17 protein-coding genes are annotated in these 13,055 nt (G+C 60.7%); 8 read left to right on the top strand and 9 right to left on the bottom strand.

Annotated features, from left to right (window positions below):
- Positions 1 to 207 precede the first annotated feature (207 nt).
- Positions 208 to 600 (bottom strand): hypothetical protein, encoded by a 393-nt coding sequence (locus ACSQ84_RS13795; protein ID WP_436212185.1) that lies wholly within the window; start codon positions 598 to 600, stop codon positions 208 to 210.
- A gap of 36 nt (positions 601 to 636) precedes the next feature.
- Between ACSQ84_RS13795 and ACSQ84_RS13790 the strand changes: the two genes are divergently transcribed.
- Positions 637 to 822: a hypothetical protein gene (locus ACSQ84_RS13790; RefSeq protein ID WP_436212184.1), complete on the top strand. Its 186-nt coding sequence runs from the start codon at positions 637 to 639 to the stop codon at positions 820 to 822.
- Between the two features lie 88 nt (positions 823 to 910).
- On the opposite strand, the gene ACSQ84_RS13785 is transcribed toward ACSQ84_RS13790, so the two are convergent.
- Complete coding sequence (locus ACSQ84_RS13785; RefSeq protein ID WP_436212183.1) at positions 911 to 1,873, bottom strand: hypothetical protein; 963 nt, start codon at positions 1,871 to 1,873, stop codon at positions 911 to 913.
- A gap of 127 nt (positions 1,874 to 2,000) precedes the next feature.
- Between ACSQ84_RS13785 and ACSQ84_RS13780 the strand changes: the two genes are divergently transcribed.
- Complete coding sequence (locus tag ACSQ84_RS13780) at positions 2,001 to 2,786, top strand: putative nucleotide-diphospho-sugar transferase (RefSeq protein ID WP_436212182.1); 786 nt, start codon at positions 2,001 to 2,003, stop codon at positions 2,784 to 2,786.
- Between the two features lie 58 nt (positions 2,787 to 2,844).
- Here the strand turns inward: ACSQ84_RS13780 and ACSQ84_RS13775 are convergent, their stop codons facing one another.
- Complete coding sequence (locus ACSQ84_RS13775) at positions 2,845 to 3,171, bottom strand: hypothetical protein (RefSeq protein WP_436212181.1); 327 nt, start codon at positions 3,169 to 3,171, stop codon at positions 2,845 to 2,847.
- 161 nt (positions 3,172 to 3,332) lie between these two features.
- Between ACSQ84_RS13775 and ACSQ84_RS13770 the strand changes: the two genes are divergently transcribed.
- Positions 3,333 to 3,554: a hypothetical protein gene (locus ACSQ84_RS13770; protein ID WP_436212292.1), complete on the top strand. Its 222-nt coding sequence runs from the start codon at positions 3,333 to 3,335 to the stop codon at positions 3,552 to 3,554.
- A 10-nt stretch (positions 3,555 to 3,564) separates the two neighbouring features.
- Here ACSQ84_RS13770 and ACSQ84_RS13765 read toward each other — a convergent pair whose 3' ends face one another.
- The 4 genes from ACSQ84_RS13765 to ACSQ84_RS13750 form a co-directional block, all read right to left on the bottom strand.
- Complete coding sequence (locus ACSQ84_RS13765) at positions 3,565 to 3,918, bottom strand: phasin (protein WP_192738658.1); 354 nt, start codon at positions 3,916 to 3,918, stop codon at positions 3,565 to 3,567.
- A 580-nt stretch (positions 3,919 to 4,498) separates the two neighbouring features.
- A complete protein-coding gene (locus tag ACSQ84_RS13760) occupies positions 4,499 to 4,693 on the bottom strand; it encodes a hypothetical protein (protein WP_436212180.1) in 195 nt (64 codons plus the stop codon).
- Between the two features lie 143 nt (positions 4,694 to 4,836).
- Positions 4,837 to 5,970, bottom strand: a complete 1,134-nt coding sequence (locus ACSQ84_RS13755) for an alpha-hydroxy acid oxidase (protein ID WP_436212179.1) — start codon at positions 5,968 to 5,970, stop codon at positions 4,837 to 4,839.
- 440 nt (positions 5,971 to 6,410) lie between these two features.
- The gene (locus ACSQ84_RS13750) at positions 6,411 to 7,430 is read right to left on the bottom strand and encodes a GlxA family transcriptional regulator (protein WP_436212178.1); all 1,020 of its coding nucleotides are present in this window, start codon (positions 7,428 to 7,430) and stop codon (positions 6,411 to 6,413) included.
- A 63-nt stretch (positions 7,431 to 7,493) separates the two neighbouring features.
- On the opposite strand from ACSQ84_RS13750, the gene ACSQ84_RS13745 reads away from it, so the two are divergent.
- The 5 genes from ACSQ84_RS13745 (at position 7,494) to ACSQ84_RS13725 (ending at position 11,018) form a co-directional block, all read left to right on the top strand.
- Positions 7,494 to 8,204: a hypothetical protein gene (locus tag ACSQ84_RS13745; protein ID WP_436212177.1), complete on the top strand. Its 711-nt coding sequence runs from the start codon at positions 7,494 to 7,496 to the stop codon at positions 8,202 to 8,204.
- On the top strand, positions 8,204 to 9,496 hold the full coding sequence (locus ACSQ84_RS13740) for an MFS transporter (RefSeq protein ID WP_436212176.1): 1,293 nt from the start codon (positions 8,204 to 8,206) through the stop codon (positions 9,494 to 9,496). The genes ACSQ84_RS13745 and ACSQ84_RS13740 overlap by 1 nt, the downstream gene beginning before the upstream one ends.
- Positions 9,497 to 9,588: 92 nt before the next feature.
- The gene (locus ACSQ84_RS13735) at positions 9,589 to 10,275 is read left to right on the top strand and encodes a YqcI/YcgG family protein (RefSeq protein WP_436212175.1); all 687 of its coding nucleotides are present in this window, start codon (positions 9,589 to 9,591) and stop codon (positions 10,273 to 10,275) included.
- Entirely contained in the window at positions 10,272 to 10,592 is a 321-nt protein-coding gene (locus tag ACSQ84_RS13730) for a cupin domain-containing protein (RefSeq protein ID WP_436212174.1), read from the top strand. Before ACSQ84_RS13735 ends, ACSQ84_RS13730 begins: the two co-directional genes overlap by 4 nt.
- A 240-nt stretch (positions 10,593 to 10,832) precedes the next feature.
- Positions 10,833 to 11,018 carry a hypothetical protein gene (locus ACSQ84_RS13725; RefSeq protein WP_436212173.1) on the top strand — a complete coding sequence of 62 codons (186 nt, stop codon included), beginning with the start codon at positions 10,833 to 10,835 and terminating at the stop codon, positions 11,016 to 11,018.
- Positions 11,019 to 11,140: 122 nt separating this feature from the next.
- On the opposite strand, the gene ACSQ84_RS13720 is transcribed toward ACSQ84_RS13725, so the two are convergent.
- Together ACSQ84_RS13720 and ACSQ84_RS13715 are read right to left on the bottom strand one after the other, a co-directional pair.
- Positions 11,141 to 12,403, bottom strand: coding sequence for a CaiB/BaiF CoA transferase family protein (locus ACSQ84_RS13720; protein ID WP_436212172.1), 1,263 nt, complete (start codon positions 12,401 to 12,403; stop codon positions 11,141 to 11,143).
- A 214-nt stretch (positions 12,404 to 12,617) separates the two neighbouring features.
- Entirely contained in the window at positions 12,618 to 13,040 is a 423-nt protein-coding gene (locus ACSQ84_RS13715) for a GFA family protein (RefSeq protein ID WP_436212171.1), read from the bottom strand.
- Positions 13,041 to 13,055 lie beyond the last annotated feature (15 nt).

Here is a 13,055-nt window from a genome sequence, read left to right as displayed (position 1 = left end):
CTGATATCAGATAAGCAGTCATCAGCTTCATTCCAAAAAAAGTGTGCCGCCATGATCGCTGGGGTGCAATCATTTCGGGCGCGAACCGTATCCCTGTTTCAGGGGCCGCTTGCGGCGGTGGCTTATGCACACGCCGCACGCCGGCAGTTTGCGCGCGCCGGCTAATGATGATCTCAAAGGTTCGGACGGCGGCGCGCCCGCGACGCCTCAGGCGACGAGCGTTGGGAATAGTGGCGTCCTGAACAAGCGGCCGCCATCCGATTGGAAAATTTCAAACAAAAAAGCCCGCTGCGGATTTCTCCGCCCGGGCTCTGCACGATTTTCGCGATGATGATAATCTGCCGGTGATTTGCCCGACGTGTCAAATGATTTTTGGACCGTCAATAAATTACCGAAAATGCAATGAAACAGGTTCGATAGTTTGAAACTTCCCTGCGAATAGCATCGCCGCAAATGAAAAAAGCCCGAAGCCGGTTTACCGGAACGAGCTTTACGATATTCGCGATGATGGTGATGTGCCCCTGATTTGCCCGACGCGTCAAGTGCAAAAAATTGGTTTGGTGCATCGACATTCAAATGAAGGCATTGGGCGTACGGCATCAGCCAACGCCCCATTAGATCGCAAGGAGGCCGTTGATGTATTTCGTCGCAACCGTGCTCGCGATCCTGTCGGGCTTGTTTTATGCGGCAAGCCATCACGAGATCGGCTCGCTCGGCGTCACGATGTGCCAGTATGGCAGCTCGTTTTGTGCCAACCCGCTTATCGTCTTGGTGGGAGCGGCGCTTGCTGCCGTATGGGGCGCCTTCGTCAGCGTACGCTGATTGCGGCGGTCACCAGCCTGATTTCGCGATGATGTATTCGTGCCCCTGATTTGCCCGACGTGTCAAACGCGAAATCGGGATCGAAACATCATCTGCCGCGGCTGCTTCCAAAGTGTCGCTTCAGGCTACTGATAATTCTATCAAATCCCGAAAGCCGCACACCTGGCCGCGCCTCCAGCTCGGCACGCAGGCGCGCCAGTTCGCGGTCGTGCACGAGATTGTAATGGCCGGCGTGATCCCTGTCGCGCCGCAAAGCCGCCCATCGCGCGACATGATCAGCGTCAAGACGGTCGGACCACATCACCGCAATCCGATGGCGCTCGAACATCCGGTCGAGCCAGCTTCCTTTGGGTGGCGCGATGTTCTTCGGCACACCCGCCTTGCGCCACATCTCGTTCCACAGGTGGACGAAGGTGGAATCAGCGGTGCGCGACTCGACCTCCTCGCACGCCTCCGGCAGCAGGAATTTCTGGAATTCATCCGCACCGATCGCGTAGGCGCTCTCGCGCGGTGCGATCGACAAATCGGGCGCATGCTCGGGCTGCAACTCCGTCAACAGCCTGGGCCCGGTATCGCCCCAGCGCGCGTCTTCCAGCACCGCCGCGGTTCGCTTGCGTGCTGCGCCGATCAGGGGATGTCCCGGCGGGAAGCGCAGTGCCGATCCGTTCAGTTCGTGGTCCGACTGCCTTGCGACAAAGATGTCAGTCGCAGGCAGCGTGGCCGCCATCAACAGCACGTCGGTGTCGATCCACCAGCCGCCGACCTTTTCAAGCAGCGCATAGCGAAAATGGTTGGAATGCAGCGACGGACTCGGTCCGTCAAACTCATGCCGATAGACCGCAACCTCATGGTCAAGAATCTCGCGCGCGTCCCGGCGTGTCACGCCCGCCGGCAAACCGGCTACCGGCGCTTCGCTAAACAGTTCGACGGCAATGCCGGCCGCCACGAAGCTCGACAGGCAGAGCGCTTCATAGGGCGAAAACGGGCCGTGCCAGAAGCAGCGTACGACGCGGTCAGGCGAACCGGATTTTGGATTGAAAGTCTCAGCCATGAATGCTTGGGCCGGCGGCAATCGTGATTGTCAGGGACAACGGTCGCTGAATTAGCGCGCACATTGCCACAAAGCGCAAGCCCGTTTAGGACTCGACAGCCGAACCTCCACCTGATGCGGTAGCACCATGAACGAACATGTCATCGTTGCACTGGTGGCCACCAAAGGCCTCGAAGACTTCCTCGAAAATTCATTGACCGGTTTGGCCCGGGTCGGCGTCGATCCCAGGATCGTCCATGTGGCACGGCCGGACAACGCCGCCGATACGATCGATCCCATCGTTCTCAACGCCGGCGCGGTGGTGCATTCCTTCGGGGAGTTTGGCCAGTCGTCGCCAAACGCGATGCCCGAACGTTATGTCGATTACGGAACGGAGCCGTTCATCGCGGTCAATTGGGAGAAGGTCCGCTACATCCGCTGGCTGCTGGATCGCTACCGCCATGTCGTCTATGCGGATCTCGATATCGGCTGGCTTGCCGATCCCCTATGGTATCTCGACGCCGTCGCAAAATTCTATCCGCTCGCCTTCCAGACCGAGGGCTTGCGGCGGTTTCCGCCGCTGCTGTGCTGGGGGTTCTTGTCAACGCTGTCGTCGAACACGACGCTCAGACTGCTGGATGCGATGCTCGGGGACTATGACGCGCGTCCAGCCGGTCAGCCGCAGGTCGACGAACAGAATACCCTGGATGCGATGATTGCGAAAAACCCGGGCCTGCTCGGAAATGTTTACCTGTTGCCCGAAGCACTGTTCGTGAACGGGATCGGCTATCGGCACCTATTGAGTGAACCGGCCGTTGCGCCGCTGCAAGGCACGATCGAGCCATTCGTGTTTCACGCCAATTGGACGGTTGGGCTGGCCAACAAGCGAAAACTGATGACGCAGACCGGCACCTGGTTGCTGGATACGAACTGAGCGGCAACGATCATCCCCTGTGAAGTTGACCCGCCGCGGCGGGAGAGCCTGCCGGCGACTAGAGATTTTGGGGTGGCGTTGCAGGATTCACCGGGTGAACAGGCTTGGGCCCCGGCGCATCGGGTTCTAGTTGCGGCCTCGGTTCGGTCGGTATCACCTTCGCGCCAGCCGCCCGGGCGGCCTCACCCGTGGTGCTGTAATGGGCCTGCGCGGCAGTCTGCACCTTGGGTTTATTCCATGGGCCGTAATCAACGATCAAGATACCCAGCACGCCAAGAATGGCGATTACGATGGCCGCCACCAGCGGTGCCCCGCCACGGCGTGTCGCTTGGATTTCCTTCGAATGATTGTTCGCCATTTTCAGAAAACCCGGATTGATTATCATCTTGAATCAAATCCCGGGGCTGACGATTGTTCCGCCTTCCGGCCGTCCAAGAAGTGGGACTCTGACGGAACAAATCTCTCCCTCACGCATTTGCAGCCTGCCGAAGTGATTTCAGCGAGGGCCGAGCGTTGAGTATCGAAACACCACCCCTGCAGCCCAACATGGCCGAACGCGCGATCGATACTGCAACCGATGTATCGCGCACGATCACGGAGCTGTCCGCCGCACTTCGGGCCGCGGTCGATCGTCTCAGCGAAGCGATCGCAACGGCGCGGCAACCGGGAAAGCCGCTCTCCACCGTCAGCGCCATCACCCGGGAAGCGCCGCTTGCGAGCTTGTTCGTTGCGTTCCTGTTCGGAGTGGCGATCGCACGCCGGCGTTAGCGGCCACCGTTCAGAACTTGCCTTTGGTCGCGTCCTTGGCGGCCGACATGACGCCGCCGCTGATCTGCCTCATGTGCTCGCCGGCGTTGGTGAACTGGCTTCGCAGGAATTCCGATTGAATCCGCATCGCTTCCTGGAGGTCGGTCGCATGAACCAGCTTTCGGGCGTGCTCGAACGCTGCCTTCATGTTCTGCTCAGTGAACGACAGCGCCTGCTTCGAAATCTCGGTTCCCGGCCCCGGCATCGAGGTCATCGACTTGCCGGCCGCATCGAAGAACATTCCGAACGCCTTTTCTGCCTGATCGATGGTCTTTTCGGCCAGATCGCGCAGTTCGGCCGGAACTTCGAGTTTCGGTTCAATCATGGTCGCCTCTCCAATGTCGTCCATGGGAGGTTAGCATAGTTCAAGGCGGCGTCTGCGCCGTATTGGCCAACGCAGCACTTCCGCGGCCAACCATTCAACGAGTCGACAAGGAATCATTTCCTACGAGACCCCGTAGCGATACGGGCTGGCCCGCCCAATTCCAATCGTGTCAACAGTGTGGCACAGTGATTCGGGGTTGGAGTTTGGCGTTTGTGGCGTTTGCGTCGCTCTGGGGACATGGGGACCAAATGCTGCAAACATTCCGGCCGACGCCAACCTGCACGCGCTTTCGCACCAGCATAGAAATGCCCTGCATCAAATGCGGTGCGCAGATGAGGCTGGCCACGATCGAGCCGCGCGATCAAAATTACGATGTGCTGACGTACCGATGCACCCCATGCGGCTCCGGCGAGAGCTTTTTGAAGGCCCGCTAAAGCGTTTTCGAGCGAAGTGGGTACCGGTTCGCATAGCAGTCAAGCTGGCGCAGATTGCGTAGACTTATCTGCAGTAGAAATCGCGTCAAAACAAAAATCTGGAGCCTAGGTTCTGATTCAATCAGGACCGAAACTCTAGATCGCAGTCACAACACGGCGGCCCCCGCCTCCGTCAGCACCGGCCCCTCGTCTCGCAGCTCAATCAGACCGAGTTCGGTCAGAACCTGCAGATCCTCGTCGCTGACGGGCGACATTTTCAGCCGGCGGGCCTGAATGTCCCGCAGCGTCCAACGAAGGCCGATCGTTCTTTCGAGGCTGAATTCAGCGAAGGGATTGTCCATCACTCTCGTCGACTATTGGTGCATTTCGATCAGATTTTGTCGGCATCGCGGCAGCTTCTTGTGCCTCACATGAAAATGCGACAATCAGCCCCTGGCAGCGTCGTCTGACGCCATCCAACCACATCGGCCAGCGCTCGCCGTGCTCAGTACCGATAGGGTTCAATATCCAGCAGCGGGAATGCACTGAACACGCTCGGCAGATTGGTCGGCGTCGCCGCATGCAGATAGGATTTGTCGAGCTCGGCGAGACGGGTGACGCCGAGCAGCCCAAGGCACCGGATCACTTCATCCTCCAGCAATTCCAGCATCCTGATAATGCCGGCCTCGCCCGCGGCGGCGAGCGCCCAGCATTGCAGGCGGCCGATGCCGACGAGATCGGCCCCCAGGGCGATCGCCTTCACAATGTCGGTGCCGCGGCAGAACGAGCCGTCGACCATGATCTTGGCGCGGCCGGCAACGGCGTCAACGATTTCGGGCAACACATGCATCGAGCCGCGGCCGTGGTCGAGCTGGCGTCCGCCGTGGTTCGACACATAGATCCACTCCACCCCATGGTCGAGCGCCATGACCGCATCTTCCGCGGTCGCGATCCCCTTGAGCACCAGCGGGATTTTGTACTTGTCCTTGATCAGCTTCACGGTCCGCCATTCCAACCCCTTCTGGAAGTCACCGCCAGTGGCCCGGATGCGGCTTTCGCGGACATAGCGCTTGGCAATATCGCGTTCGCGCCGGCTGTAGTGCGCGGTGTCGACCGTCAAGCAGAATGCGGAATAGCCATTTTCGATGGTACGGCTGACGGTGTCTTCGACAAAAGCATCGTCGCCGCGGACATAAAGCTGGAAGATGCGCAGCGCATCGGGAGCGGCTTTTGCCGTAGCCTCGAGCCCGGGCTCGGAGACCGAACTCAGCATATGGGCCGCGCCGAACCGGCCGGCTCCTCGCGCCACCGCAGCACCTGAATCGGGATCGAAAATCTCCAGCGCGCCGACGGGCGCGATCATCACCGGCAGGCGCAATTTGCGGCCGAATACCTCGGTGGAAGCGTCGACCTGTGCGACATTGCGCAGGACCCGCGGCCGGAATGCGATCTCGTCCAGCGCCATCCGGTTGCGGCGCATAGTGGTCTCGGTCTCCGAGGCCCCGACGATATAATCCCAGGCGTTCTGGTTCAGCCGGGCCCGGGCCTTGCGGACGAATTCGTGGAGATTCTGGAATTCTTCGCCGCTGGCGCCGAGTTCGACATTCCTCGCCGGCTGGATGGGGGTCCCATCATTCATGGTGTTTCTCTCCCGTTTTGGCGGCACATTAGCCGCAGACAAACGGGAAAAGCTACCGCTTTGAACGCGTTAATGCGGCGCTGAAACGGAGGGCTGCTATTCGCTGGCGAGGTATATCGGCCGGGATTGGAAAATTCCCGCACCCGAAACCTGGGAGGCAATCAAAAATGCCGCCACCACGGCCGGCACGCTGATGAGTCGCAGGCATTGATCAATTGAAAGCATGCTCAATCCGCCCCTCGCTTCGCCTGGTGGTCGCTCGTGAAAAGCTGGTCAGTATAAGCCGCCCCGGAAACCGTGAGCAGCGCAAGAATCGAAATGAAGGCCAGCGTTTTCATGTCACCAAGGTCGATTTGGATTGTGGCCAAAAACGTCAGAGCTTGGCGCAATTTCGGGACCAACACAGGGGGACTTCGTGGCCGCAAGCAGTGCGGCGCCGCTCAACCGCCCGAAAAACGGTTCCTGTATTCGGTGGGCGATACGCCGAGGTGCCGCAGGAACGCGCGCCGCATGCGTTCGTCATCGCCGAAGCCGGCGCGTTTGGCGATCTCGACGACGCCGCCGACCTGGCTGCTTTCCAGCAACAGCCGCGCGGTTTCCACCCGCAGCGCCTCGACGCCGCTCGCCGGGGTCATGCCGGTACGGCTGGTATAGGTACGAGCGAAGGTCCGGGGCGTCATCCCGGCCTTCGCAGCGAGTGTTTCGACCCTGAGATCGCTTGCGATATTCTCGATGATCCAGGCGTGCAGCGCGCTGAACCTCCCTTCGACGTCGGAGGCTTGCGCGGCGAGCACGGTGGAGAATTGGCTCTGGCCGCCGGGCCGCTTGAGAAACACCACCAGCCTTCGTGCAACGTCGAGCGCCGTGGTGTGGCCAAAATCCTCCTCGATCATGGCGAGCGCCAGATCGATGCCGGCGCTGACACCAGCCGACGACCAGACCCTGCCATCCTTGACGAAGATCGCATTCGGTTCGACGCGGACGTTGGGAAAGCTGTCCTGCAGTCTCGGGCAATAGCGCCAATGGGTCGCGGCACGTTTTCCATCCAGCACGCCGGTCCAGGCCAGCGCGAAAGCGCCGAGGCACACCGAAGCCACCCGACGCGCCTTCGGCAGCGTCTGCGAAATCCATTGCATTAGCGGGGCGTCGTTGCGGATCTCCCAAATGCCGGGTCCGCCCGGGATCACCAGCGTATCGACCTGGTGCGGCCGGACGCTATCGATTGCGGCGGTATCGACCATCATCCCAACGTCGGTCGGTACCAACCCGCCCGAGGCCGAGAGATAGCACAGCGAGTAGCCCGGACCAGGCAGTTCGATCGCCGCCAGCTCCGCGAAGACCTGGGCCGGACCAGAGATATCAAGAAGGGTCACCCCCGGGAACGCGACGATCGCGATACGCCGCGTCGACGCCGTTTCGCGGGGCCGGGAACGTCGGGGCTTGGCAGATTTCGAGGGCATATTGTCCTTTAAGCCATTCGAGGCTCGCCTGTATAGCTCATGGTGCGCAACTGGAGTTCGGCCATGACGCGAAATCTGGACAGGCGGTATCAGGCGATCAAATCGCCCTGGACAGACTACGCAGTCTACAGCTTTCCGGACGCATCAGGCGTTGCGGGCTCTGACCGGCAACCGCTGATGGACGCGATGAACGGCATCATCGCCGTCAACTGGAAAGCCAGCGAGCCGCATTGGACGGCGGACGCCTCCCCGTTCGACAACAAGTACAGCCTCATTCTGGTTTTTGGCAGTTCCGGACTGGCCGCGTTTTCGGTCTATCGCGTGCTGAGGATCTCCGGCGGATCTGCAATCTATCGCAGTGGAACCGAAGTGCTCCCCGCCCATCAGGGCCGCGGGCTCTACGGATTCTTCACTTCGGAAGTTCTGAAATGCTCGGGCGCCGCCGAGAAGGGTGACGGCGTGCTCTATGGATGGCGGACGCGAAATCCCATCGTATGGGCGGCCAATGCCAAGATCTGCGAGAAGGTAACCCCCTCGCTGCTTGGGGACACGCAGGATCCCGCACTGCAAGCGGCCTGCATTGAGTTGTGCTCCTCGCTGTACCCCGGCAAACCGCTGGAGCTACCTGGCATGATCATGCGGGGGGCCTACGGTCACATTAAGCACCACCGGCAGGCCTATCATGGCACTGCGTCGCTGGTCGACGCCGCTATGTCGCGCATGATTCCCGATACGGCCGATGCCCTGTTCTCGGTCGGATACGCGAGGATATGATGTCGATGCCCGGACAGCAGGCCATGCTCGCACCGGTCTCGCGGTTCACCGATCGCGCCTATCTGGCTTGGGCAGCGGTGGCCATCGCCTACGCCATCGCGTTCCTTCAGCGCGTGTCGCCGCAATCGGTCAGCCTGAACTTCATGCACGACTTCGGCACCGATGCCGCCGGCGTCGCGATGCTCGCCTCCAGTTACTTCTGGGGCTACACCCTGATGCAGATTCCGGCAGGCCTTCTGGTCGACCGTTACGGCGTCAAGCGCGTGGTGCTGTGCAGCATGGTGGCATCCTCGCTGGGGAGTGCCGCATTTGCGCTGGCGCCGAATATGCTCGACGTTTTTGCGGCACGCCTCGTCATTGCTTGCGGCGACGCGCTGGTATTCACGGCGCTGTTGAAGCTCGTGGCGCAGAGTTTCAGCGACGAGCGGTTCGGCGTGATGTCAGGCATCTCGCAAGTATCAGGCTACGTCGGCGGGGTCATCGCGACGACACCGCTCGCGGCCGCGGTATCCGGCTTCGGCTGGCGCGCGTGCTTCCTGTTCATCGCCGCCGTCGGCCTGGCCAACCTTGCCTTCGCCAAGGTCGTGCTGAAGCCTGATCCGGTGTCGCACAGCAACAAGACGTTGAAGAGCGTCGTTATGGCCGCCGGACAATCTCTGACCCAGTTCGCCAATTGGGGCTGCGCCATGACTTTTGCCTCTCACTTCGCCGTGGTGACGACACTGTCGGGCGTTTGGGGCATTCCGATGGTAGCTCATTTCTTCAATATCTCGCCGACGGCGGCGGCCACTCCCCTGCTCGCCTTCATGGTCGGTAACGCGGTCGGCTCGATCTTTCTCGGTCACCTGGCCGACCGTGCAGCAGCCGCGCTCGACACCGCGCTGATCCGCATCTGCGTACTACGGATGGTGCTGATTGCAATGCTGCTGCCGCCGATCGCACATGCGTTCGGTCTGATCTACGTCACCATCGTGTTTTCGGCCCTCGGACTGGTCGCCGGGGGGACGGTGCCCCTGGTGCTGAAATGCACCAAGAAACTATACACCTCCGACCTGATCGGCGTCGGCGCGTCCGTGAACACGACGGCTGCGGGAATTTTCGCCGGCGCGGCGCAGCCCATCATCGGATTCGCCATGATTGCCGCCAGTCCCCTTGCCGCGACTGGCGGCGTGCAAGGCGCTGCCGCGATCGGCGACGCCGGCTACAGCATGCTTATCGGGATTCTGCTGCTCATGTCGCTGCCGGGTATCGCCGGGCCATTCTTGATGAGGAGCAAATTGATAGTTCGCTAGTCGCATTGAAAGTGAGGGGCGTTATGGAGTGCTTGTTTTTGAGAAGAGAGGAAGTTGCTTCGAAGTATGCGGTGAGCAGTTGGCAAAGTGTCATGTTCTCCGAGTTCGAAGCCCAGATGAGCAGCGAAGCGAGACCTTTTCCCTGTGTTTTCGGCGTGACCGGCCACCGCCAGGACCAACTACGCTATCTGTTCCTCGATCCCTACGACATCGAGATTCTAGGCGCCCAGCTCGCACGGTACGTCTCCGAGTCCAGATCGTACGGTCCCAACACTTCGTTGATCGTATTTACCCGACCTCGTCCGGTGCAGACGCTTGACGCCTATTACCGCAAGATGTGGCTGACGCTCGACCAGTTGGCGCGGCTCGACAAGAGTCCGTGGCCGGCGCAGATTCCCGAACAGATTGATCATCCCATGTGGGAGTTCTCGTTCGCCGGCGAGCCGATTTTCGTGGTGTGCACGACGCCGGCGCATGTGATGCGGCAAAGCCGCCGATCGAGCGCCTTCATGCTCACCTTCCAGCCACGATGGGTGTTTGAGAAGATTCTCGGTAGCGAAAAGGCCGCCAACGCGGCGTTCGCCGAAGTTCGGAAGCGGCTCATTCCCTACGACAATACGAGCCCCTCACCGCATCTCGGCCGTTACGGCGCGGCCGACGGGCGCGAGTACCAGCAATACTTCCTGCATGACGACAACGAATCCGGAGGCGGCTGTCCCTTCACCAAGCTCGCGCAGAGCAAACCGTCTCAGATCGAAGACAAGGAGCAAGCGGCATGACCCAAATCATCACAGCTCAGAAAACCGAATTCGCTATCGATCCCGTCATCCTGAACCTGCTCCCCGAGCAAGGCAGCATCGAATTGCAGCATGACGCTGCAGGCAAGGTGCATACCCTTCACACCCATCCGGTCGATGAAATCCTAGTGATCATCAGAGGCCGGCTGAATTTCATCTGGGATGGCGGCGAGCGTATCGTCAGCGCCGGCGATACCATCCTGCTGCCCGCCGGCACCCCCCACCAATCCGAAGCGCTGGAGGGCGGCGCGGTCTACGCGATCGCAACCCGTCCGCCTGCCAGTCAAGCGAACAATTGAAGCAAGGCACGCCTGCAGGAAAATGGGGGTCAGGACAATGAGAGATCGCTAGGCGAAGGATCCGTCGTCAATCGTTCGACCAGTTCAATGATTTCGGAACGCTGTTCGGACGGAAGTTTCATGAACGCCTTCAACAGTCGCAGGCTTTCGATCGTTTCGCTCGATGGAGCTCCGAGTTTTTTCTGCAGCTCTGCAACGTAAGTGGGACTTTTCATCTCGCACCCTAGAAGAGGAACAGGAATGGCATATCCAGGTAAACGTGAGGGCTTGGCCCAGAAAGTAGATACCGCTGCGCAAGAAGCCGAACGGCTCGGGCTGACGACAGCTACCCTGATACTTCGAATGGCTCGCCTGGAGATCGATCGGGCGGAAACCCAGCAGGTTGAAACTATGCCAAAGAACAACCTGCGCAGCAAGCCGAACTGAACGGCCGAAACGGACCCATTCGGTGGCGTCGACGTGATTGGCGGTAAGGGTACGGCGCCGGGACCGGTCCGAATGGATCAGACCCGGCGCTCGTGGACACGATTGAAACGCGAGACGGCCGATCAGCCGGTATTGCCCGTCTTTCCGAAAGCTCCCGCCTCGGCCAACGCCACGATACGGCGATCATCGTATCCAAGCGTCTTGCGCAACACTTCCTTGGTGTGCTCGCCCAGCAGCGGCGCGGCGACGGGGTCGATCGTGGGTGTGAGGCTCATATTGAGCGGCGTTTCGATGTTGGGCACTGAACCTGCGGTCGGATGCGGGATATGGCTGAGGCGGTCGCGATCGCGCACTTCCGGCGCGTTGAAGCCCTCCTCGACGGTGCGCAGATAGCCGACCGGTATGTTGGCCTTCTTCATCTTCGCCATCCAGTTCTCGAGCCGGTCGCTGGCAAAAACGCCGGCAATAATGGCGCGCAGCTTTTCTTTATTGGCCGTTCGGTCCTTCCGGTGGGCGAACTCGGGGTCGGTAACGAGGTCAGGCCGTTCCAGCACTTCGGTCACAAGTCGGCGGTACAGCCGGTCGTTGGCGCAGGCCATATAGAGCGGGCCGTCGGAGGCCTGATACACGCCGACCGTCGGGGAGCCGTTCGGTGAATTTCCGAAGCGGCCAGGGTTCTCGCCGGTGATCAGGTAGGCCATCCCGTAAAAGCCGGTCATCGCCACCGCGGTGTCGATTAACGCCACCTCGACCTGCTGGCCATGACCGAGCCGGTCGCGCGCGATCAGTGCAAGCAGGATGGCGTTGCAGGCCGACATTCCCGTCGCCATGTCGACGATTGGCGGGCCAGTCCGTACCGGCTGTGCATCCGGAAAGCCATTCAGCGACATGAAACCGCTTTCGGCCTGCGTGATCGGGTCGAACCCGGGGCGCAAGGCGAACTCTCCCTTGCGGCCATAGGCCGAAATCGAGCAATAGACCAGCCGCGGATTGGTCGGGGCAACCGACGCATAGTCGAGGCCGAACTTCTTCATCACGCCGCCGGAGAAATTCTCCACCACAACGTCGGCTTTCGCGATCAGTTCGCGCGCAACCTCGAGCGCCGCCGGGTTGGTGAAATCGAGCACAACGCCGCGCTTGTTGCGATTGAGACTGAGGAAGGCCGCGCTCTCGCCGCCAATTTCCGCATGCTCATAGTGCCGCGTATCGTCGCCGCCGTCCGGATTTTCAATCTTGATGACCTCCGCGCCAAAGTCGCCCAGCGTTTGCGTACAGGCGGGCCCTGCGACAACACGGGTGAAATCGACGACCAGCAGACCATCGAGGGCGGTCGGTTCGCCCTTGGCGCGCGGCGTGCGCTCCGGCAATTGCGGTCTGGCAGACATGTCGAGTGTTTCCCCGTGTTATTTTGCTTCGCGGAGCAGACAGCCGCCGCCGCGAAAAGCGCAAGGCCTTTTACCGGAAGCCTGCGGCTAGCGCCAAACCCCGAATTTGCAGGGCGGGACCTGCCTTTGACATAGCTCTCTTGCAAACCAACGCCGCCCCGATCCGGGTCTACCCGGAAATCGAGCGGCGGTTTCGCTATGCGAGCCCGTTCCCTTACTCCGGAAGCGTCTCGCCCGATCCGCCCAACTCTGCGGGAAAGTCCTTCAGCTTGGGGAGGCCGTCGCGCATCGGCAGCACCGTATCGGCGTAGTTGACGTGAACGCCGGGCGTGAAGGCAAGGGTCGGGAGTGTCGCAGCGAAGACGTCAACGAGGCCGAGCGTCGGATGGTTTGTCATCAGATGCCCGCCGCACTTCGCACAGTATTTGCGTTGGCTCATTGGCGTCTTTTCGAAGGTCGCCACGTATTGCTTGCCCGAAATGATCTCCACCGCCTCCGGCTTCCATAGCGTGAAGGCATTCACCGGTCCACCCGACCACGACCGGCAAGAGCGGCAATGGCAATATCCCATGCCTTCCGGCGACCCCGTCACCTGCACTTCGACCGCACCACAAAAACAGTTTCCCGTGTGCTTCATAACTTGTGTCTCCTC

The sequence above is a fragment of the Bradyrhizobium sp. LjRoot220 genome, assembly GCF_964252915.1.
In the GTDB taxonomy this organism is placed as follows: Bacteria; Pseudomonadota; Alphaproteobacteria; order Rhizobiales; family Xanthobacteraceae; genus Bradyrhizobium.
The sequence above is the reverse complement of the archived record's forward strand: the minus strand, read 5'-3'. Positions and strand labels throughout refer to the sequence as shown.

Excerpts from the sequence above, each read along its gene's own strand:
- ACSQ84_RS13795 (WP_436212185.1), bottom strand. The coding sequence starts at position 600 with ATGCCGTACGCCCAATGCCTTCATTTGAATGTCGATGCACCAAACCAA.
- ACSQ84_RS13790 (WP_436212184.1), top strand. The coding sequence starts at position 637 with ATGTATTTCGTCGCAACCGTGCTCGCGATCCTGTCGGGCTTGTTTTAT.
- ACSQ84_RS13785 (WP_436212183.1), bottom strand. The coding sequence starts at position 1,873 with ATGGCTGAGACTTTCAATCCAAAATCCGGTTCGCCTGACCGCGTCGTA.
- ACSQ84_RS13780 (WP_436212182.1), top strand. The coding sequence starts at position 2,001 with ATGAACGAACATGTCATCGTTGCACTGGTGGCCACCAAAGGCCTCGAA.
- ACSQ84_RS13775 (WP_436212181.1), bottom strand. The coding sequence starts at position 3,171 with ATGATAATCAATCCGGGTTTTCTGAAAATGGCGAACAATCATTCGAAG.
- ACSQ84_RS13770 (WP_436212292.1), top strand. The coding sequence starts at position 3,333 with ATGGCCGAACGCGCGATCGATACTGCAACCGATGTATCGCGCACGATC.
- ACSQ84_RS13765 (WP_192738658.1), bottom strand. The coding sequence starts at position 3,918 with ATGATTGAACCGAAACTCGAAGTTCCGGCCGAACTGCGCGATCTGGCC.
- ACSQ84_RS13760 (WP_436212180.1), bottom strand. The coding sequence starts at position 4,693 with ATGGACAATCCCTTCGCTGAATTCAGCCTCGAAAGAACGATCGGCCTT.
- ACSQ84_RS13755 (WP_436212179.1), bottom strand. The coding sequence starts at position 5,970 with ATGAATGATGGGACCCCCATCCAGCCGGCGAGGAATGTCGAACTCGGC.
- ACSQ84_RS13750 (WP_436212178.1), bottom strand. The coding sequence starts at position 7,430 with ATGCCCTCGAAATCTGCCAAGCCCCGACGTTCCCGGCCCCGCGAAACG.
- ACSQ84_RS13745 (WP_436212177.1), top strand. The coding sequence starts at position 7,494 with ATGACGCGAAATCTGGACAGGCGGTATCAGGCGATCAAATCGCCCTGG.
- ACSQ84_RS13740 (WP_436212176.1), top strand. The coding sequence starts at position 8,204 with ATGTCGATGCCCGGACAGCAGGCCATGCTCGCACCGGTCTCGCGGTTC.
- ACSQ84_RS13735 (WP_436212175.1), top strand. The coding sequence starts at position 9,589 with ATGTTCTCCGAGTTCGAAGCCCAGATGAGCAGCGAAGCGAGACCTTTT.
- ACSQ84_RS13730 (WP_436212174.1), top strand. The coding sequence starts at position 10,272 with ATGACCCAAATCATCACAGCTCAGAAAACCGAATTCGCTATCGATCCC.
- ACSQ84_RS13725 (WP_436212173.1), top strand. The coding sequence starts at position 10,833 with ATGGCATATCCAGGTAAACGTGAGGGCTTGGCCCAGAAAGTAGATACC.
- ACSQ84_RS13720 (WP_436212172.1), bottom strand. The coding sequence starts at position 12,403 with ATGTCTGCCAGACCGCAATTGCCGGAGCGCACGCCGCGCGCCAAGGGC.
- ACSQ84_RS13715 (WP_436212171.1), bottom strand. The coding sequence starts at position 13,040 with ATGAAGCACACGGGAAACTGTTTTTGTGGTGCGGTCGAAGTGCAGGTG.